Below are 19331 nucleotides of genomic sequence, written 5' to 3'. Positions count from 1 at the left end.
AAAAATACGAAATTATAAATAGTTAACGGATTTTTACCTTTGCCTCTGGACAAGGCGAATCACCCATGATTCTCTAGTTCAGGTTCGAGCGAGCGGCGCGCGAATCACACGAGGGACAAGGCAAAGAGATGATGGACGTGCGACGGGCAACCGTGGCCGGTGGACGGCTGCGTGTCGATTTTGACGGGCTGAAAGCCTGGCGAGACAGCCTCTCCGGTCATGCGACATCGGAACCGCTTCTGCGTCATCTGCCAAAGGCCGAGCTGCTGTTGAAGCGCGCCATTCCGGCGCTGATCGTCGCCTTCCTCTTCGTCGTCGCCGCCTCACATTTCTTCGGCATGGTCAGCGAATACTCCCGCCTGGAAGCCTCTGCCCGCCATGCCACCGCGCTTTCGGCCGCGACCGCCTCGGCCGTCTTTGCCGATGCCTCCGACATCTTCGACAGCGGCGATATCGCCGAAGCGCAGGCGCGGCTCGCCAGGTTCCTGCCGCAGGACCGGCTCGACACTGGCGCCTTCGTGCTACTCGTGCAGGCAAGCGGCAAGGTCTTTGCCGCAACGACCGCCGGGCTTTCGCATGTCGGCAGCAATGTCGGTGATTTCTTCCCCGAGGTCTCGGCGATCCGGCGTTTCGGCGATCGCGCCGGCGTCATCGAAACGACGATCGGCGGCGTGCCGCATTACGCCGAGATCACGCTGATGGGCAATGCCGGCGGTTATATCGTCGCCGCCACCTCGCTCGACGAGATCAGCCGGCTCTGGCGCGAGCAGCTGGCCCTCAACGTCACGCTGTTTGCCGGCATCTCCTCGATCCTGCTGGTCATCCTCTATGCCTATTACACGCAGGTGAAGCGCGCCCGTGACGCCGACGACATCTTCCTGGAATCGAACCTGCGCGTCGAGACGGCGCTGTCGCGCGGCCGCTGCGGCCTTTGGGACTTCGATTTCGAGAACCGCGAATTCTTCTGGTCGCGATCGATGTACGACATGCTCGGCCTGCCGGGCTCCGACAAGACGATGGGCTTCGGCGAAGCCGCCCGCCTGATGCATCCCGATGACGGCGGGCTCTACGAGATCGCCCGCGCCATCGCCAAGGGCCACTCCGGCCAGGTCGATCAGATCTTCCGTATGCGCCATGCCGGCGGCCATTATGTCTGGATGCGCGCCCGCGCCCAGGTGATCCGCAGCAATTCCGGCCGCGTGCACCTGATCGGCATCGCCATGGACGTGACCGAACAGCATCGGCTGGCCCAGCGCTACGCGGAAGCCGACCAGCGTCTTGCCGACGCCATCGAATGCACCTCGGAAGCCTTCGTGCTCTGGGACAAGAACGATCGGCTGGTGATGTGCAACACCCATTTCCAGCAGGCCTACGGCCTGCCGGACAGCGTGCTCGTGCCCGGCACCGAGCGCTCGATCGTCAATGCCGCCGCGGCCCGCCCGGTTATCGAACGGCGGATCGCCGATGCCGACGGCCCCGGCTATTCACGCACGACGGAGGTGCAGCTTGCCGACGAGCGCTGGCTGCAGATCAACGAGCGGCGCACCCGCGACGGCGGCAGGGTCTCCGTGGGCACCGACATCACCCTGATGAAACGCCACCAGGAGCGGCTGCGTGAGTCCGAGCGCCGGCTGATGGCGACGATCGGCGATCTTTCCGCCTCGCGCCAGACGCTGGAGAGCCAGAAATCCGAGCTTTCGACAGCGAACGCCAACTACCAGGCGGAGAAAGAGCGCGCCGAGGCCGCCAACAAGGCGAAATCGGAATTCCTCGCCAATATGTCGCATGAGCTGCGTACGCCGCTGAACGCCATCCTCGGCTTTTCGGAAATCCTGCAGAACCAAATGTTCGGACCGCTCGGCTCGCTGAAATACGACGAATACGCGCGCGACATCCATGACAGCGGCAAACATCTGCTCAACGTCATCAACGACATTCTCGACATGTCGAAGATCGAGGCCGGCCATCTCAGGCTCCATTGCGAGCGCATCGATCTGGTGCCGCTGATCGAGGAAAGCCTGCGCTTCACCGCCATACCGGCGGCCGAAAAGAACATCGTCATCGACCAGCGCATCTCATCCGGCCTGACACTGACGGCCGACCGCCGGGCGATGAAACAGGTGCTTCTCAACCTGCTCTCCAATGCGGTGAAGTTCACCGACAATGGCGGCCGCATTGCGGTGCGCACCCGCCGCATCGATGGCGCCGTCCTCGTCACCATCGCCGACACCGGCATCGGCATTCCGCGCTCGGCGCTGTCGAAGATCGGCCAGCCCTTCGAGCAGGTGCAGAGCCAGTATGCCAAGAGCAAGGGCGGCTCCGGCCTCGGGCTCGCCATCTCCCGCTCGCTGACCGCGCTGCATGGCGGTCGCATGAAGATCCGCTCCCGCGAAGCTGTGGGCACGGTGATCTCCTTGCGCATTCCCGATGATCTTTAAGCCTTCACGACATTCAAAAATATTTTTCTCACAGCCTTCGAAAGCCGTTTCAGCTCGCCTTCCAGCGTCTTGATATCGGGGCAGTCGCCGGCGCGGCAGACGAGTTCGATGAGGCCGGCCGGCGCGTCGTTCGGATCGAACAGGCCGTCGATCGACAGGCGGATCAGCTGCGAAAGGCCGGTATAAAGGGCGAAGGCTTCGAGGCAGGTGTCGAGATCGGCGGTCGCCATCAGCCGGTCGCCAAGCACCTTCAGCGCCTCGCCGGTACTCATCCCGTTGACGGCAATGCCGACGCCCTTGGTCGGGGCGATCAGCGCCAGGTACTGGGCGATGAATTCGAGGTCGATGACGCCGCCGGGGATCAGCTTCAGGTCCCATGGGCCGGCCGGCGGCTTTTCCTTGTCGATCAGTTCGCGCATTTCGGCGACGTCGTGCGCCACCTTGGCAATGTCGCGATCAGCCGACAGCACCTCGTGGACGATATGTTCGGTCTCGGCGATCAGACTGTCATCGCCGCAGATTAATCTGGCGCGGCTGAGCGCCATATGCTCCCAGGTCCATGCCTCCTGGCGCTGATACTTGCCGAAGGCATTGATGCGGGTGGCGACCGGCCCCTTGTTGCCGGATGGGCGCAGCCGCATGTCGACTTCGTAGAGCACGCCTTCGGCGGTTGGCGCCGACAGGGCGGCGATCAGCCTCTGGGTGATGCGGGTGAAATAACGCGTCGCGTCGAGCGGTTTTGCTCCATCGGATTCGGAGGCGGCATCGTCATAATCATAGAGCAGGATCAGATCGATGTCGGAGCCTGCCGTCAGCTCGAAGCTGCCGAGCTTGCCCATGCCGGCAACGGCGATGCGCCCGCTGGGATAATCGCCGTGTGCGGCGCGCATTTCGCTCACCACGGCATCGAGTGCCGCCGCGATGATGAGATCGGCGAGATGGGTGAAGGCGCGTGCGGCCATATCCCCATTGATTGCGCCGGTGAGCAGACGAATGCCGATCAGAAAGCGCTGCTCGGCGGCGAAGATGCGCAGCCGGTCGAGTACCTCCTCATAGTGACGCCCCTGGGCAAGCGAAGCTTTCAGCCGCTCGCCGAGATAATCGCGGGTCGGCAATTCGGCCATCAGGCCGGGATCGAGCATGCCGTCGAAGACATGCGGCCTGGCGGCGATCACCTCGGCAAGCCGAGGCGCCGAAGACATGATGTTGACGATCAGCGACAGCAGCACCGGGTTGCTGCCGAGCAGCGAGAAGAGCTGGATGCCCGAGGGAAGGCCCGAGATGAAGCTGTCGAAACGCAGCAGCGCTTCGTCGGCGCGTTTGCTTTCGCCGAAGACGCGCAAAAGCTCCGGCGCCAGCTCCGTCAGCCTTTCGCGCGCCTCGACCGATTGCGTCGCGCGGTAGCGGCCATAATGCCAGGTGCGGATAATGCGGGAAATGTCGGACGGTCTGGTAAAGCCGAGCTTCTTCAGCGTTTCCAGCGTATCGGGATCGTCACCCTGACCGGTAAAGACGAGGTTCCCGCTGCCGGTGGAAAGCTTGCTTTCCTGTTCGAACAGCTGGGCATAACGCCGCTCGACCGTCTTCAGCACGCCGACCAGCCGTTCGGCAAAGCTCGGCGTATCGGTGAAACCCATCATGAAGGCGATGCGCTTCAGGTCGGCATCGGTCTCCGGCAGCAGGTGGGTCTGCTCGTCGCGCACCATCTGGATGCGGTGCTCGACGTCGCGCAGGAACCAGTAGGCCTCGGTCAGCTCGTCTCGGGTCTCCGCGTCGATCCATTTGGCCTTGGTGAGTTCGCCGAGCGTTTCTTCCGTCGCCCGGCCGCGCAGTGCCGGCATACGGCCGCCGGCAATCAGCTGCTGGGTCTGGACGAAAAATTCGATCTCGCGGATGCCGCCGCGGCCGAGCTTGACGTTATGGCCTTTGACCGCGATGGCGCCGTGGCCCTTATGTGCGTGGATCTGCCGCTTGATCGAATGAATATCGGCGATGGCCGCGTAATCGAGATATTTGCGGAAGACGAAAGGGGAAAGTCCGCGCAGGAAATCGCCGCCCGCCGCAAGGTCGCCGGCAACGGCGCGCGCCTTGATGAAGGCTGCCCGCTCCCAGTTCTGGCCCCTGCCCTCGTAATAGATCATCGCCGCCTCGACTGGGATCGCCAGCGGCGTCGAGCCGGGATCGGGACGCAGTCTGAGATCTGTGCGGAAGACGTAGCCGTCGGCGGTGCGCTCCTGCAGGATGCGCACCAGCCGGCGCATCATCCTGGGGAAGACCTCGATCGCGTCATCGGGATCGGGCATGATGCCCGCCTCCTCGTCGAAGAAGACGACGAGGTCGATATCGGAGGAGTAGTTGAGCTCGCAGGCGCCGAGTTTGCCCATGCCAAGCACGATCAGCCCGGAGCCGTCGCTGGGGGCTTCCGGATTGCGCAACCGCAGCTTTCCGCTCTCATGCGCCGCCAGCAGCAGATGATCGATCGCGGCGGCAACCGAAGCTTCGGCAAGCTCGCTCAGCCAGGCCGTCGTCGCCCGCCCGTCGAAGATGCGCGAGAGGTCGGCGAGCGCGACGAGGAAGGCTGCCTTGCGCTTGATGACGCGCAGCCTGGTCATCACCGCGGATTCGATGGGAGCTATCCCCTCGCCGTCCGGCCGCCAGCAGCCCCTGGCCTCGGCGACCAGCGCCTCGATCTGCGGCTCCAGCGGCGCGGTGATGGCGCCGGCGAGGACGGCAGGATCAAGGTTGACGATTTCGCGCAGATAGGGCGACAGGGTCAGCGCCGCGGCGATGAAATCGCGCAGCGGGCCTTCCGCCTTCAGCATCGCAGCCACCGACGGCTCGCCTTTTCCGGCCTCCTGAAGGTCGGCCAGCGCCAGCTTCAACTCGGTCTGGTTCAACGGACGCAGCAGTCCTTCGGCCACATCCGTCAGACCATGCGTCGATTTCGTCAGCATGCGCTCTCCCTGGCTTTTGAGCCGAAGGAAACATTCACGTGGAATCGCGAACCGCCCTTCGATCGGGACTAAACTAGGGTTTTCGTGCCAAACCGCCAATACGCGATTCAGCGGATCGCAATTCGGTGGAAGAGTTCAGGCGGCCTTGGCCGGGAAGATCATGCTGACGGTCAGGCCGCGCTGTCCGGGCCTGTCGGGATCGGTATCGGAGAGTTCCAGCCGGCCATTGTGCAGCTCCATCACCGCTTCGACAAGCGAAAGGCCGAGCCCCGTCCCCGGCTTCGAACGGCTTTCGTCGAGGCGGACGAAGCGCTTGACCACGTCGTCGCGCCTATCGGCCGGAACGCCCGGCCCGTGATCGGCCACCGAAAGGCAGATGCCATCCGGGCAGCGGGCAAGCTTCAGCGACACGGTGCCCGCCCCTTCGGTGTCGGAGGAGTATTTGATGGCATTGTCGAGCAGGTTGAAGATCGCCTGGCCGATCAGTTCGCGATTGCCCTGCACCTCGACACCGGGCTCGACGCTGGCGTTGAGGCCGAGCCCGGCCTCCTCCGCCGCCGGTTCGTAAAGCTCGGCGCTATCGGAGACGATCGCCGAAAGCTCCACCGGCGACATCTCCGCCGCAACCGATCCGGCCTCGACGCGGGAGATCATCAGCAACGCGTTGAAGGTGCGGATCAGCTGGTCGGATTCGGAAATAATGCCTTCGAGGGCGGTGCGCCGCGTCTCGCCGTCGGCGATATCGAGCGCATCGGCCGCCTTGTTGCGCAGCCGCGTCAGCGGCGTCTTGAGGTCGTGGGCGATATTGTCGGAGACCTGCCGCAAGCCCTCGTTCAGCTTCTCGATGCGCTCCAGCATGGTGTTCAAAGACATCGACAGCCGGTCGAATTCATCGCCGGAACCGCCGACCGGCAGGCGCTGCGACAGGTCGCCGGCCATGATCTTCTTGCTGGCATCGGACATGCGGTCGATGCGTTTCAGCGCGTTGCGGCCGATGGCGAACCAGATGATGATGGCGCCGAGCCCCATGATTGCCAAGGCCACCATCAGCGCCTGGCGCACCAGCAAACGAAACCGCTCGGGGTCGCCGAGGTCGCGGCCGATCAGGATTCTGAGACCGTTGTCGAGCACGAAGATATTGGCAATGGCCCGATGGCGGCGCTCGACACCACCACCGTCGGTGTAGCGTTGATAGGCGAAGGGAGCGGAGGTCCAGCCGATTTCCTCGAAGACACCCGGCTGCACCGAGGCGACGTTGCCGGCAAGAATATCGCCCGAGGGACCGGCGATGATATAGAGATTGGCGCCCGGCTGGCGGGCACGCCGCTCCATGGTGCGCAGGAGAAGGTTCATGCCGCCGGTGTCATAGGCGCGCTGGACCTGCTCCACCTCCTGTTTGACGGCGTCGCGGATTTGGCCGGTCAGCAGCCGTTCCGACATCGCCGTCACATAGAAGACGAGGGTCGCGGCGCAGATGGCGAAAAGCAGGATATAGAGTGCCGAAAGGCGGACTGCGGTGGACTTGAAGAGAACCCTGAAGCGGCTCATCCCTCGTCCTTGATCATGTACCCCGCGCCCCGAATGGTCTTCAGGAGCGGCTGGCTGTAGTCCTTCTCGATCTTCGAGCGCAGGCGCGAGACGTGGACGTCGATGACGTTGGTCTGCGGGTCGAAGTGATAATCCCAGACGTTTTCAAGCAGCATGGTGCGGGTCACCACCTGGCCGGCATTCTTCATCAGGTATTCGAGCAGGCGGAATTCGCGCGGCTGCAGGGGGATTTCCTTGCCGCCGCGACGCACCTCGTGGGAGAGCCGGTCGAGTTCGAGATCGGCGACGCGATAGACGACATCCTGATCCGGCGTGCCCTTGCGGCGGCCGAGCACCTCGACGCGTGCCAGAAGCTCGCTGAAGGCATAGGGCTTCGGCAGGTAGTCGTCGCCGCCGGCGCGAAGGCCGGTGACGCGGTCGTCGACCTGGCCGAGGGCGGAGAGAATGAGAACAGGTGTATGGATCGCCTTGCGGCGCAGCTCGCTGATGACCGAGAGCCCGTCCCGGCGCGGCAGCATGCGGTCGATGACAATGACGTCGTAGGTATTCTCCGACCCCATGAACAGGCCGGCTTCGCCGTCGCTGGCGTGATCGGCGACGATACCTGCCTCGCGAAAGGCTTTCGTGAGGTAGACCGCGGCTTCGAGATCATCTTCGATGATGAGAATCTTCATGCGGCCGACATTACCCACCGGCTGCGTTTCGGCAAGGCTCAAAGCATCTTCCTGCGGGGCGGCGCTCATCGCGATCATCCTTCAAAATCAGAACAATCGAGCCGCGCGGGTTTTCATCCGCACGGCTCCGGTTTTCCTAAAAATCAGCCTTGGCCGTTGATCGGCAGCGCGACGAAGCGGCTTCCTTCGCTCGACTGGATCTGGAACAGCGCCCGGGTGCGGCCATCCTTCTTCGCCTGGTTCAGCACCTTGACGACATCGGCGGGGCTGGAAACCTCCTGGTTGTTGACGGAGGTGATCTTCTCGCCTTCCTTGATGCCCTTGTCGGCAGCGTCGGAGTCCGGATCGATGCCGGTGATCGCCAGGCCCTTGCCATCATCGGAAGGACCGACCGTCAGGCCGAGATCGGCAAGCGCCTTCTCGGAAGCCGGTGCCTCAGGCTGCTGCGGCTGGCTGTTGTCGTCGGCAGACGCATCCTTCTGATCGGCCGGCAGCGTGCCGAGTTCGACGGTCAGAGGCTGGGCCTTGCCGGCGCGCCAGACCGAAAGCTCGACCTTGCTGCCCGGCTGCATCGCGCCGATGCGGCGGCTGAGATCACGGGCATCCTTGATCGTTTCACCGTTCAGCGCGGTGACGACGTCGCCGGCCTTCATGCCGGCCTTGTCACCCGGTGATCCGGCCTGCGGGGCAACGACGAGGGCGCCGCTCGGCTCGGAAAGGCCGATGGATTCGGCGATATCCTTGGTCACCGGCTGGATCTGGACGCCGAGCCAGCCACGCGAAACCTGGCCATCCTTCATCAGATCGGCGACGACATCCCTGGCGGTCGAGGCCGGAATGGCGAAGGCGATGCCGACGCTGCCGCCCGACGGCGAGAAGATCGCCGTGTTGATGCCGACGACTTCGCCGTTGAGGTTGAAGGTCGGACCACCGGAGTTGCCGCGGTTCACGGCGGCATCCACCTGCAGGTAATCGTCATAGGGACCGGAACCGATATCGCGGCCGCGGGCCGAAACGATGCCTGCGGTCACCGTGCCGCCGAGGCCGAAGGGGTTGCCGACGGCGACGACCCAGTCGCCGACGCGGACATTGTTGTCATCGGCCCAGTTGACATAGGTGAACTTCTTGCCCTTGCCGTCGACCTTCAAGACAGCGAGGTCTGTGCGCGGATCCTTGCCGATCAGCTTCGCATCGAGCTCGGTGCCGTCATTCATGACAGCAACGAAGGCCTGGCCATCGGAAACGACGTGGTTGTTGGTGACGATATAGCCGTCCTCGGAGATGAAGAAGCCGGACCCTTGAGCGACCGGACGCAGACGACCTTTGCCGCCGGGGCCATTCGGGCCGCCCGGACCACCGGGGCCGTTCTGGCCGAAGCGCCGCTGATGGCCCTGCTGGTCATTCGGCTCCTGGCCGAACTGCTTGAAAAACCGCTTCAGCGGGTGATCGTCGGGAAGATCGTCAAAGCCGCGGCCGTTGAAATCGAAGGAGAAACCGTCATTGTTGTCGGAGACGGGATTGACGCGGTTTTCGACGCGGACGGAAACGACGGCCGGCGAAACGGCATCGACGACATTGGCGAAGCTCGGGACGGCAGGCGCTTGAACCTTGACAGCTTCGGCATAAGACCGGGTGATTTCGAGCGGAACGCCGGTTGCAAGCACAGCGGCTGCGATACCGGCGACGGTAGAAGCCTTGAGCACAGTGGCGAGGGACGGACGTCCGTTGAAATTCTTGAGCATTGGAGCACCTTCTCTTTTTCTTAAATCTTCAGACCGGCGACGCCGGATCAGTCGATGATTGAAGATATAGGATGCCGCACCTTACTGCGAACTGTCCGGCCAATGAAAAGTTGGTAATGTTTGCAATGTTTGGCAAAGCGCCGGGTGCAGATGGCTTCAGCCGCGGCGGTCTGGGGCTCGAGGATCCTGCCTACGCGCGCTCCTTTGCCTGCCGGAGGGGCGCGGAAAATTGCTGGTGGCCGATTATTTCTTCAACAACTCGCTCAGCTGCGCCTGCTCATCCGCCGTCAGCTTGCTGCCGGTCGGCTTTCCGACCCTCCTGCGCGCAAAGAGGAGCAGCGACAGGCCGCCGGCGAGCACCAGCAGCGCCGGGGCGCCCCAGAGCAGCACTGTCTTCATGCTGAAACGCGGCTTCAGCAGCACGAACTCGCCGTAGCGCGAGACGACATAGTTCAGGACCTGATCGTCGCTGTCGCCGTCGGTGATGCGCTCGCGCACCAGCAGGCGCAGATCCTTGGCGAGATCGGCATTGGAGTCGTCGATCGACTGGTTCTGGCAGACCATGCAGCGCAGCTCGGCCGAGAGGGCGCGCGCGCGGCCTTCCAGCGCCGGGTCGGCCAGCACCTCGTCAGGATTGACGGCGAAGGCGGACATGGGTGTGAAGAGGATGAAGAGGACAACGAGGAGTCGGGAGAGAAGCCGCAACACCTGCGAGACGCGCCAAACCTCTCCTCCCCTCATTCCTGTGCTCGTCACAGGAATCCAGCCACGGCGCGTCTGCGCCGTGAATGAACCTTTTTGCCAGGAAGAGTCTCCTGCGCCCAAGGACTTGGGCGCGCTGGATTCCTGTGACGAGCACAGGAATGAGGGTGGCGGTGGTGGTGCGCCCGTCATTCCGCCGGCTCCATCGCAGGCGCGGCCGGCTTGGCGACTTTCGCCTTCCGGCGCGGGGCGCCGACGCGCAGGCGTCGGTCGCTGAGCGAGACGAGGCCGCCGAAGGCCATGAGCACCGCGCCGCCCCAGATGCAGAGGATGAACGGCTTCCACCAGATGCGCACGACGATGCCGCCGTCTTTGGTGGCGTCGCCGAGCGAGACGTAGAGCTGACTGAGCCCGAAGGTCAGGATGCCTGCCTCCGTCGTCGGCATCTGGCGGGCGGTGTAGAGGCGCTTGGCCGACCAGGTGTCGGCGACCGCGACACCGGCGCGCCGGATGGTGAAGTGGCCGCGCTCCTCGGTATAGTTCGGCCCGGTCGCCGGCTGCATGCCGTCGAAGTGCATGCTGTAGCCGCCGGCCTCGGTGGTCTCACCGGGCTTCATCTCGATGACGTGTTCGGTCTGAAAGGTCGTGACGAAGACGATGCCGAGCACGCTGACACCGAGCCCGGCATGGGCAAGGGCAGTGCCGAAGGCCGAGCGCGGCAGGCCGGAAAGCCGCCGCCAGGCGATGCTGCCCGAGACCTTGCCGATGCCGGCGCGATACCAGAGATCGGCGATGGCGCCGAGAACCAGGAATAGCCCGGCCGCGAGACCGAGCACCGACAGCACCGGTCCGCCATGTTCGAGATAGAAGAAGCTCAGCGCGGCGACGAAGGCCAATCCCGCCACGACATAGAGCCGCTGCAGCGCGCCGAGCAGATCGCCGCGTTTCCAGGCAAGCAGCGGCCCGAACGGTACGATGACGATCAGCGGCGCCATCAGCAGGCCGAAGGTCATGTTGAAGAAGGGCGGCCCGACGGAAATCTTGTCGCCGGTCAGCGTTTCCAGCAGCAGCGGATAGAGCGTGCCAGTCAGCACCGTGCCGCAGGCGACCGTCAGGATCAGATTGTTGACGACCAGCGCGCCCTCGCGCGAAATCGGTGCGAACAGCCCGCCGGCCGAGAGCCGCGGCGCGCGGAAGGCAAACAGCGACAGCGCGCCGCCGATGAAGATCAGCAGGATACAGAGGATGAAGACGCCGCGGCTCGGGTCGCTGGCAAAGGCGTGCACCGAGGTCAGCACGCCGGAGCGCACCAGGAAGGTGCCCATCAGCGACAGCGAGAAGGTAAGGATGGCCAGCAGCACCGTCCAGATCTTCAGCGCCTCGCGCTTTTCCATGACGAGCGCCGAATGCAAGAGCGCGGTGCCGGCCAGCCATGGCATGAAGGAGGCGTTTTCCACCGGGTCCCAGAACCACCAGCCGCCCCAGCCGAGTTCGTAATAGGCCCAGTAGGAGCCCATAGCGATGCCGAGCGTCAGAAAGGTCCAGGCGGCGAGCGTCCAGGGCCGCACCCAGCGGGCCCAGGCGGCATCGATCCGGCCTTCCAGGAGGGCGGCAACCGCAAAGGAGAAGCAGACGGAGAAGCCGACATAACCGAGATAGAGCAGCGGCGGGTGGATCGCCAGGCCGACATCCTGAAGGACCGGATTGAGATCGCGGCCCTCGGCCGGCGCCGGATCGAGCCGCAGAAAGGGATTGGAGGTCAGCAGGATGAACAGCGTGAAGGCGACCGAAATCCAGGCCTGCACGGCTAACACGTTGGCTTTCAGCGTCTCCGGCAGATTGCGGCCGAAGACGGCGACCAGCGCGCTGAACAGTGTCAGGATCAACAGCCAGAGCATCATCGATCCCTCGTGATTGCCCCAGACGCCGGAATATTTGTAGATCAGCGGCACCAGCGAATGCGAGTTCTCCCAGACGTTCTCGACCGAAAAGTCGGAGACGACATGGGCGTAGGTCAGAACGCCAAAGGAGAAGGCGACCAGCACAAACATCGCCAGCGAACCGATCGTCGCCACATCCATCATCGCCCGGTCATGGCGGCGAGCGCCGATCACCGGCACGATCGAGAGGATCAGCGCCGTTGCCAGCGCCAGCACCAGCGCGTAATGGCCGATCTCGATGATCATTGCGTCGCCTTCGCTTCCTGGCCGCGATTTTCCTGGCCTTGACCTTCCTTCCACAGCCCCTGCTGCTTCAGCCGGTCGGCCACGTCCTTCGGCATATAGGTCTCGTCATGCTTGGCAAGCACGGTATCGGCGACGAAGATATTCGTGCCTGGCGTAAACATGCCTTCGGTGACGACGCCCTGCCCTTCGCGGAAGAGATCGGGAAGAATGCCGGTATATTTGACCTTGACGGCATTGGCGCTGCCATCGGTGACGGAAAATTCCACGGTCGAGCCGGCGCCGCGCACGACGCTGCCCTCGCCGACCAGGCCGCCGAGCCGGATGCGGGTTTCCGGCGCCACCGGTGTCTTTGCCAGATCGGCCGGCATGTAGAAATAGGCGACCGACTGGCTGAAGGCGAACATCACAAGCAGAACGGCGGCGGCAATGAAGCCCATGCCGCCTGATATCACCGCCAGGCGCTTCTGTTTGCGGGTCATTCCGTCTGCCCCTCTGTGGCTATGCCGAGTTCCCTAGCCAAAGCCAGCAATTGCCTGCCCTGTTCGCCGGCCGGCGGAAAGGCCGCGAGGCCGCGCTTCAGCGCTCCGGTGGCGCGATCCTTATCGTTCAATACGGCGTAAGAGCGGACGAGCCGCAGCCATCCCTCGAAATTGTTCGGGTCCTGGCTGAGCTTGGCATCGAGGCTCTCGACCATGCCGCGGATCATCTGCTGCCGGTCGCCGGTGCTCATGTTTTCCGCCGCCGCCACATCCTGCTGCGTGGGATTGCCGGGGACACTCGGATTGCCAGGGGCACTCGGATTGCTGGGGTTAGCCTGAGTTGGACCCGCATCGGCGCCTGCCGGCGCGCCGCCGTTCATGGCGATATGCTGGTTGACCAGCGGCAGCCAGGGCGCATCTGATGGCGATTGATTTGCCAGCGCCTCGAAAGCCCGGCGCGCCTCATCCGGCCGCCCCGCCTGCTCCATGCTGAGGGCGACGTAGAAGCGGCCACGCGGATTGTCGGGTTCCAGCGTCAGCGATTGTTCCAGCACCTGCCGCGCCTCCTCCGTCACGATGCCGTCGGAGATCGCCATCAGCGTCTCGGCCAGGCCGTCCAGCCGGGCGGGGCTCGGGCCGAGAAGCCGGATGGCATTGCGATAGGCCAGCTGCGCGTCGTTGACGCGCATGGTGCGCAGATAGATCGGCGCCAGCACATCCCAGCCCTTGCCGTCATCGGGGCTCTGTGCCAGGTGTCGTTCGGCTTTGGCGATCAGAACCGCCACATCGTTGCCGGGATTTTCCAGCCGCGCTTCCAGCGGCTGCGAGGGCAGGTCCGGCCTGCCGGTCGTCAAATAAAGACAGAGCCCGAGAAGGGGCAGGACCAGAAGCACGAAGGCTTCGGTGAAACGGTGATGCCGGGCGGGTTTCGGCGCCTCTTCCGGCTCACCGGCGGAGACGGCGATCAAGCGGCGGCCGATTTCCGCCCTGGCATAATCGGCTTCCTCGGACGTAATCAGCCCGCCGTTGAGATCGCGATCGAGTTCGAGCAGCTGGTCGCGATAGACCGCCGCCTCGCCCGCACGGATATCCTCCACCGCCTTCGCTCCGCGCAGAAGGGGATAGAGCAGGACAGCGGCGACGACCGCCGTCAGAACGGCAACGAGAATCCAGAACAGCATATCGGCCCAAATACGTGAAGCGGGCCGCCATTCCAACTGCCAAAGCCGGAATGACGAAGATTTGAGGCCAATTTAAACGATAGAGCAGCCTTGGCGCGTCTATCGGACGCGCGGCGCCTTAACCGAGCGGCGACCAGCTGCCGTCCTCGTTGCGGCAGGCCGCACCCCGCACCACCGTGTCCTTGCCGTCCACAGTCAGCGTATGGGTATATTGCCGGCAGTTCTGCGAACCGACTTGGTAGGGCGCTGCGGCGACGACCTTGCCGGTGACGTCCTTGCCGGTCCACAGCATCGGCTGGCCGACGGCGGCACCTTCCAGCGCCCGATACTCCGCCTCGAGCGCCCGCTGCTTGTCGCTGTCGTTGAGGTTCACGCCGCTGCGGCCGACAAGGCCGCCCTGCAGCGCAGTGAGGAAGGCGGCAGAAGCCGAGGGCTTGCTCGAAAAAATGCCGCGCGAAGCGGCACCCTTCGTGGTCGTGCAGCCGGATAGCGCGACGGCGACGATAAGAGCGGAAGCGATCATGCCTTGCGAGCGTAAAATCATTGCGTCGAACCACGATCAGGGGTCAATTTCAGCCGATCGAAGTGCAGCGTCCCCGTGTCAGCATTAAGGCAAAGCATGCTATGCTTTTGCCAGTATCTTTGTGACATCAAGCAGTTGGTCATGCAACATCCTTTGTGATGCCGGGCAGGATAAGCTTCGCCTTGAGCCCGCCCCATTCGCCGCGAGACAGCTCGAGCCGTCCCTGATACTCCCCGGAAATCTCGGTGACGATCGAAAGGCCAAGGCCGGTGCCGGGCTTGCTTTCATCGAGCCTGCGGCCGCGCTTCAGCGCCTCGCGGATCTGATCGGGCTCCAGACCCGGCCCGTCATCCTCGACGGCGAGCTCCACCCAGTGGCGGCGCGCGCTCGCCTCCGCTCCCTTGACGTCGTCGCCGGCCTCGACGGCCGAAAGCCGTACCTTGCTTTTGGCAAAACGCGCCGCATTCTCCAGGAGATTGCCGACGGTCTCCTCGAGATCCTGCTGCTCCATGGCGACAGCCAGATGCGGCGGCGAGACGACGAGATCGAATTCGGTATCGACGTTCAGCCGGCGCATGACGCGCACCAGCCGCTCGAGCGCCGGCTCGGCATCGGTGCGGGCGAGCACGGATTCGCGCTGCGCAGCGATGCGGGCCCGATTGAGATAGGACTGAACCTGCCCCTGCATCGATTCCGCCTGGCTGCGCACCAGTTCGCCATGGGATTTCTCGAGCACACGCGCCTCGTTGAGCAGAACGGCAATCGGCGTCTTCAGCGAATGGGCGAGATTGCCGACCTGCATGCGGGCCCGCTCGACGATGCGGCGGTTGCTGTCGATCAGCGCGTTCACCTCGTTGGCGAGCGGCAGAATCTCACGCGGGAAGTCGCCTTTCAGCTGCTCGCTCTCGCCGGCGCGGATGCGCTCCAATGCGGCACGTGCCTTGTCGAGCGGCTTCAGGCCATAGAGAATTGCCAGCGCATTGACGATCAGGCTGCCGACGCCGAAACCGGCGAGCGCCAGATAGAGACTATGGGAAAAGGTGCGCACGTCGTCTTCGACGACATCGACATTGCCGGTGACGCGGACGCGCGCCGCGCGCCCGTCGGTATCGAGCACCACTTCGGTTTCCGCCACCTGTACACGGTTGCCGGAGGCATCCGTCACCTGGTAGTAGCGTTCGTAGTTCTTGTCGAAGGGCGCCTCGACGACGGAGGGAACCGGAATGAGCGCGGAACCGAGCGAGGGCGAGACCAGCGGCGCCGTCGTATAGGTGCCGAGCGGTTCCACCACCCAATACCAACCGGTCTTCGGCTGGGCAAAGCGCAGGTCGCCGAGCTGCGGGCTGCCGCTGAGCGCGCCCTGATCGCCGATGGTCACCGAGTTGATGACGTTATAGAGCTGCGCCCGCAGCAGATCCTGGAAACCGCGTTCGGCGCTCTTGCGGTAGAGGGTCGAGATCAGCAGGCCGATCACGACAAGCGCCACCGTCGACCAGACCGTGGTCAGCAGCAATACACGTGCGGTGAGCGACTTAATTCGCATGTTTCGGCGCTTGGATGCGGTAACCGAGACCGCGCACCGTTTCGATCAGATCGACGCCCATCTTCTTGCGCAAACGGCCGACAAAGACCTCGATCGTGTTGGAATCGCGGTCGAAGTCCTGGTCATACATGTGCTCGACCAGTTCGGTGCGCGAGACGACCTCGCCCATGTGATGCATGAGATAGGCAAGCAGGCGGTATTCGTGCGAGGTCAGCTTCAGCGTCGTGCCATTGACCGTCGCCTTCGAGGATTTGGTATCGAGCCGCACCGGCCCGCAGATGATCTCGGACGAGGAATGTCCGGCTGCACGCCGGATCAGCGCCCGGATGCGAGCCAGCACTTCCTCGACATGGAAAGGCTTGGTGACATAGTCGTCGGCGCCGGCGTCGATGCCGGCGACCTTGTCGCTCCAGCGGTCGCGCGCCGTCAGGATCAGCACCGGCACGCCGCGGCCGGCGCCGCGCCATTTTTCGAGAACCGTCACCCCATCCAGCTCCGGCAGGCCGATATCGAGGATGATGGCGTCATAGGGTTCGGTATCGCCGAGGAAGTGCCCCTCCTCTCCGTCGAACGCCTGGTCGACGACATAACCCGCCTCCTTCAGCGTGTCGGCCAGCTGCCGGTTCAGATTGACGTCGTCTTCGACTACCAGGATGCGCATCGGTCCGCCTTCGTCCGCTTCAAATCGATCATGTTCTGAATAGACCGATTCCGACTACATCGGAACCTTTACCGTCACTTTGCGTGGACGCTGGCCGTTGCCCGACACCAGAACGGTGATGATGCAGGTATCGCCCACCGGTTGCACGGATAGGAGCTGGCCGCCCGTCTGCTCGACGACCTGGGCTGCGGCGGCGCTGCAATCGGCTGCCACGCGCAGGACGAGGGTGCCCGCGCCGTCCGGCGAGGGCGCCGATACCACCAGTCCGGCGGCCAGTGCTGCGACGCTCAGAGGAAAGGCCATGTGCTATGCTTTCAAGGGTAATGCCAACGTGCTGCGAATATGTACTCACGCGACCTGAATGGCAAATGAATGCGCTGTAATACAGGGCATTTAGAACCATTCTCGACTGTTGGCCGCAGCTTCGTAAACCCGCCACCTCGGCCGGCTTCAGCGGCTTTCTCCGCGGGGGAAAAGCCTGCAACACCAAGGCACGCGCTGAGTGCTGGGCGTGGATGCTCGGGTCAAGCCCGAGCAGGACGGAGGATGGGGATCGCGACCGGCAAGAGGCGGGAGGTGTGGAGGAAGTCCATCAAAATCGTCGAACCGGATTTGCGCAAGAATTGCGCAGAACAAAGGACGGCAATTCGAACAAAACTGCGGCGCACTTACGGAATTTTCTCCATAGGCTTCCCCACCCTCCGTCCTGCTCGGGTTTGACCCGAGCATCCATGCTCCCTTGACGCGAGGATGGATAGCTGGGCATCGCGGACCGTCGAGAATTGCAATCTGAGCTTTTACCGGCGGATTGAAACTGTTATGTCCTTGCTGCCCGCATTCAGGCCATTTCAGCACCAATGCTCAATTCCTTCCGCTTCCGCTCGGCGCAGACGGTCACCGTGCTTGCCGTCACCCAGCTGATCGGCTGGGGTACGACGTTCGACATGCTCGGGGTCATGGGCCGCGTCGTGGCGCCCGCTCTCGGCCTGCCGAATGAGGTGGGTTTTGCCGGCCTGACGATCATGATGATGGTCAGCGCCATCGTCGGTCCCGCGACCGGCCGCTGGCTCGCCCGCTACGGAGCCGCCCGGGTGCTTTCGGCCGCCTCACTGACCTTTGCGCTTGGCCTCTCCCTGCTTGCCGCCGCAAACGGCATCGTGCTCTATGCCAGCGCCTGGGTCGTCATCGGCATCGGCGGCGCATTTGGTCTTTCGGCACCGGCCTATACCGCCGTCGTCGAGCGCGAAGGGGAAAACGGCAAACGCGTCATCGCGATTCTCATGCTGTTCACCGGGCTGTCGAGCGCCATTTTCTGGCCGATCCTCAGCCTGCTCAACGAGACGCTCGGCTGGCGCCTGACCTTTCTCGTCTGCGCGGCGCTGCAATTTTTCGTCTGCCTGCCGCTGCATCTTTTCGCCCTGCCGAAACCGATCCTAACGCATGTCGCAGGCGGCGCGGCGGACATTGCCCCGGTGCCGCTCACCAAGGCGGCGCGGCGCAAGGCCTTCCTGCTGATTGCCGCGGCGACGACGATCTCGACGTTCATCACCTTCGGTATCTCGCCATCGCTGCTCGAAATCTTCCGCCAGTCCGGCGCCTCGCCAGCATTTGCGCTGCAGCTTGGCTCGGCGCGCGGCGTGCTCGGCATTTCGGCGCGTTTTCTCGACATGCTGCTCGGCCGGCGCGGCAACCCGATGCTCAGCGCGGCGATGGGCGTCGGCCTGATGATGATCAGTTTCCTGATCATGCTGATCGCCAGTCCATCCGCACCACTGCTCGTCACCTTCATCCTGCTTTACGGCTTCGGCGCCGGCGTCATGACCGTCGCCCGCGCACTTCTGCCGTTGGCGCTGTTTTCGCCGGCCGAATATGGCCTGCAATCGGCCCGGCTATCGCTGCCGCAAAACCTCGCCAACGCCATCGCTCCCGTCATCTTCACCGCTATCCTCGACCGCGCCGGCACCGGGCCGGCGCTCATCGCCTGCGCCGTACTTGCGGCCTTGGCGCTGATCTTCGTGATGATGCTGATGGCGCTGGTGCGCCGCGCCCACGCATCGCAGCCGCGCCCCGTCGCCGTGTGAGAGCCCGGCCCCTCACGTCAGCCATTCTTAATATGTCTTGGTTATCATCGACATCAGGATGAGAGCGGCCTTCCGCCCCCGCACCGCGGCTGTTGCAGCCAGCTCACAATCAGCACGTCGCCGCTTTTGGCGAATCTTTTGAATCGCTTGCCACCGCTTTTTCGAAAGTTGAGTCCGGCGGCTCGAAGGTTGAGTGAACTTCGGAGCAAGCTCACCCCGGAAAATCCTTCATCCCTTTGAAATTCAATGGAATGTGGCATGGCATCCGAATGCCTGCGCAATTTCAGAGCGGCCGCGTCACCGCCGTGCCGCTATCGTAATCGGCGGCGATGCGCTTTTCCCGAAGCGGCCGGACGCGATCGATCGACAGCTGATAATCGGGATGGGCCTTGTAGGCGGCAAGGGCCGCCTCGTCGTCGAATTCGCCGTAGACCACGAGATCGATCTCGGTGCCCAGTTGATCGGTCTTCACATTGGTGCCGATTTCCAGGAGCCGCGCATGCGGAATGCTGGTCAGGATCGAAAGCCCGGCCCTCACCTCCTGCAGATGTTCCTCCTGCACGGTGAAGAAGACGATATGGCGGATCACGCGGAATCTCCTGTCGGATTTTATCAAGAT

General features: G+C 63.7%; 15 protein-coding genes. 2 read left to right on the top strand and 13 right to left on the bottom strand.

Annotation, left to right across the window (positions count from 1 at the left end; genetic code table 11):
* Positions 1–128: 128 nt before the first annotated feature.
* Positions 129–2438 (top strand): PAS domain-containing sensor histidine kinase, encoded by a 2310-nt coding sequence (locus tag RLEG4DRAFT_RS15775; protein ID WP_003578138.1) that lies wholly within the window; start codon positions 129–131, stop codon positions 2436–2438.
* Here the strand turns inward: RLEG4DRAFT_RS15775 and RLEG4DRAFT_RS15770 are convergent.
* The 12 genes from RLEG4DRAFT_RS15770 to RLEG4DRAFT_RS15715 all read right to left on the bottom strand — a co-directional run bounded on the left by RLEG4DRAFT_RS15770 (position 2435) and on the right by RLEG4DRAFT_RS15715 (position 16934).
* A complete protein-coding gene (locus RLEG4DRAFT_RS15770; protein ID WP_003578137.1) occupies positions 2435–5392 on the bottom strand; it encodes a bifunctional [glutamine synthetase] adenylyltransferase/[glutamine synthetase]-adenylyl-L-tyrosine phosphorylase in 2958 nt (985 codons plus the stop codon). The two genes, RLEG4DRAFT_RS15775 and RLEG4DRAFT_RS15770, sit on opposite strands and share 4 nt — an antisense overlap.
* 135 nt (positions 5393–5527) lie before the next feature.
* On the bottom strand, positions 5528–6940 hold the full coding sequence (locus RLEG4DRAFT_RS15765) for a sensor histidine kinase (protein ID WP_003578136.1): 1413 nt from the start codon (positions 6938–6940) through the stop codon (positions 5528–5530).
* Positions 6937–7692, bottom strand: coding sequence for a response regulator transcription factor (locus RLEG4DRAFT_RS15760; RefSeq protein ID WP_375164600.1), 756 nt, complete (start codon positions 7690–7692; stop codon positions 6937–6939). The genes RLEG4DRAFT_RS15765 and RLEG4DRAFT_RS15760 overlap by 4 nt, the downstream gene beginning before the upstream one ends.
* Positions 7693–7757: 65 nt before the next feature.
* Positions 7758–9356 carry a Do family serine endopeptidase gene (locus RLEG4DRAFT_RS15755; protein ID WP_003578134.1) on the bottom strand — a complete coding sequence of 533 codons (1599 nt, stop codon included), beginning with the start codon at positions 9354–9356 and terminating at the stop codon, positions 7758–7760.
* 243 nt (positions 9357–9599) lie between these two features.
* Entirely contained in the window at positions 9600–10097 is a 498-nt protein-coding gene (locus RLEG4DRAFT_RS15750; RefSeq protein ID WP_003578133.1) for a cytochrome c-type biogenesis protein, read from the bottom strand.
* 149 nt (positions 10098–10246) lie between these two features.
* Complete coding sequence (locus RLEG4DRAFT_RS15745) at positions 10247–12244, bottom strand: heme lyase CcmF/NrfE family subunit (RefSeq protein ID WP_003578132.1); 1998 nt, start codon at positions 12242–12244, stop codon at positions 10247–10249.
* Entirely contained in the window at positions 12241–12723 is a 483-nt protein-coding gene (ccmE, locus tag RLEG4DRAFT_RS15740; RefSeq protein WP_003578130.1) for a cytochrome c maturation protein CcmE, read from the bottom strand. Before ccmE ends, RLEG4DRAFT_RS15745 begins: the two co-directional genes overlap by 4 nt.
* Complete coding sequence (ccmI, locus tag RLEG4DRAFT_RS15735; RefSeq protein ID WP_003578128.1) at positions 12720–13904, bottom strand: c-type cytochrome biogenesis protein CcmI; 1185 nt, start codon at positions 13902–13904, stop codon at positions 12720–12722. The genes ccmE and ccmI overlap by 4 nt, the downstream gene beginning before the upstream one ends.
* 118 nt (positions 13905–14022) lie before the next feature.
* Complete coding sequence (locus tag RLEG4DRAFT_RS15730) at positions 14023–14448, bottom strand: hypothetical protein (RefSeq protein WP_003578126.1); 426 nt, start codon at positions 14446–14448, stop codon at positions 14023–14025.
* A 118-nt stretch (positions 14449–14566) separates the two neighbouring features.
* Positions 14567–15970: a sensor histidine kinase gene (locus tag RLEG4DRAFT_RS15725; RefSeq protein ID WP_003569355.1), complete on the bottom strand. Its 1404-nt coding sequence runs from the start codon at positions 15968–15970 to the stop codon at positions 14567–14569.
* Entirely contained in the window at positions 15960–16631 is a 672-nt protein-coding gene (locus RLEG4DRAFT_RS15720) for a response regulator transcription factor (RefSeq protein ID WP_003569356.1), read from the bottom strand. Before RLEG4DRAFT_RS15720 ends, RLEG4DRAFT_RS15725 begins: the two co-directional genes overlap by 11 nt.
* Before the next feature lie 54 nt (positions 16632–16685).
* A complete protein-coding gene (locus RLEG4DRAFT_RS15715) occupies positions 16686–16934 on the bottom strand; it encodes a hypothetical protein (RefSeq protein ID WP_003578124.1) in 249 nt (82 codons plus the stop codon).
* A gap of 554 nt (positions 16935–17488) precedes the next feature.
* Here RLEG4DRAFT_RS15715 and RLEG4DRAFT_RS15710 point away from each other — a divergent pair.
* Positions 17489–18712 (top strand): MFS transporter, encoded by a 1224-nt coding sequence (locus tag RLEG4DRAFT_RS15710; protein ID WP_003578123.1) that lies wholly within the window; start codon positions 17489–17491, stop codon positions 18710–18712.
* 283 nt (positions 18713–18995) lie between these two features.
* On the opposite strand, the gene RLEG4DRAFT_RS15705 is transcribed toward RLEG4DRAFT_RS15710, so the two are convergent.
* Positions 18996–19301 carry a Dabb family protein gene (locus RLEG4DRAFT_RS15705; RefSeq protein ID WP_003578122.1) on the bottom strand — a complete coding sequence of 102 codons (306 nt, stop codon included), beginning with the start codon at positions 19299–19301 and terminating at the stop codon, positions 18996–18998.
* Between the last annotated feature and the right edge of the window lie 30 nt (positions 19302–19331).

Source organism: Rhizobium leguminosarum bv. trifolii WSM2297, from assembly GCF_000271845.1.
Note: the sequence above shows the minus strand (reverse complement) of the source record. Positions and strands in the feature narration are given on the sequence as shown.

What these genes read in the sequence shown, in the direction of transcription:
- RLEG4DRAFT_RS15775 (WP_003578138.1), top strand. Translation starts at nt 129, where the DNA reads ATGATGGACGTGCGACGGGCAACCGTGGCCGGTGGACGGCTGCGTGTC.
- RLEG4DRAFT_RS15770 (WP_003578137.1), bottom strand. Translation starts at nt 5,392, where the DNA reads ATGCTGACGAAATCGACGCATGGTCTGACGGATGTGGCCGAAGGACTG.
- RLEG4DRAFT_RS15765 (WP_003578136.1), bottom strand. Translation starts at nt 6,940, where the DNA reads ATGAGCCGCTTCAGGGTTCTCTTCAAGTCCACCGCAGTCCGCCTTTCG.
- RLEG4DRAFT_RS15760 (WP_375164600.1), bottom strand. Translation starts at nt 7,692, where the DNA reads ATGATCGCGATGAGCGCCGCCCCGCAGGAAGATGCTTTGAGCCTTGCC.
- RLEG4DRAFT_RS15755 (WP_003578134.1), bottom strand. Translation starts at nt 9,356, where the DNA reads ATGCTCAAGAATTTCAACGGACGTCCGTCCCTCGCCACTGTGCTCAAG.
- RLEG4DRAFT_RS15750 (WP_003578133.1), bottom strand. Translation starts at nt 10,097, where the DNA reads ATGAGGGGAGGAGAGGTTTGGCGCGTCTCGCAGGTGTTGCGGCTTCTC.
- RLEG4DRAFT_RS15745 (WP_003578132.1), bottom strand. Translation starts at nt 12,244, where the DNA reads ATGATCATCGAGATCGGCCATTACGCGCTGGTGCTGGCGCTGGCAACG.
- ccmE (WP_003578130.1), bottom strand. Translation starts at nt 12,723, where the DNA reads ATGACCCGCAAACAGAAGCGCCTGGCGGTGATATCAGGCGGCATGGGC.
- ccmI (WP_003578128.1), bottom strand. Translation starts at nt 13,904, where the DNA reads ATGCTGTTCTGGATTCTCGTTGCCGTTCTGACGGCGGTCGTCGCCGCT.
- RLEG4DRAFT_RS15730 (WP_003578126.1), bottom strand. Translation starts at nt 14,448, where the DNA reads ATGATTTTACGCTCGCAAGGCATGATCGCTTCCGCTCTTATCGTCGCC.
- RLEG4DRAFT_RS15725 (WP_003569355.1), bottom strand. Translation starts at nt 15,970, where the DNA reads ATGCGAATTAAGTCGCTCACCGCACGTGTATTGCTGCTGACCACGGTC.
- RLEG4DRAFT_RS15720 (WP_003569356.1), bottom strand. Translation starts at nt 16,631, where the DNA reads ATGCGCATCCTGGTAGTCGAAGACGACGTCAATCTGAACCGGCAGCTG.
- RLEG4DRAFT_RS15715 (WP_003578124.1), bottom strand. Translation starts at nt 16,934, where the DNA reads ATGGCCTTTCCTCTGAGCGTCGCAGCACTGGCCGCCGGACTGGTGGTA.
- RLEG4DRAFT_RS15710 (WP_003578123.1), top strand. Translation starts at nt 17,489, where the DNA reads ATGCTCAATTCCTTCCGCTTCCGCTCGGCGCAGACGGTCACCGTGCTT.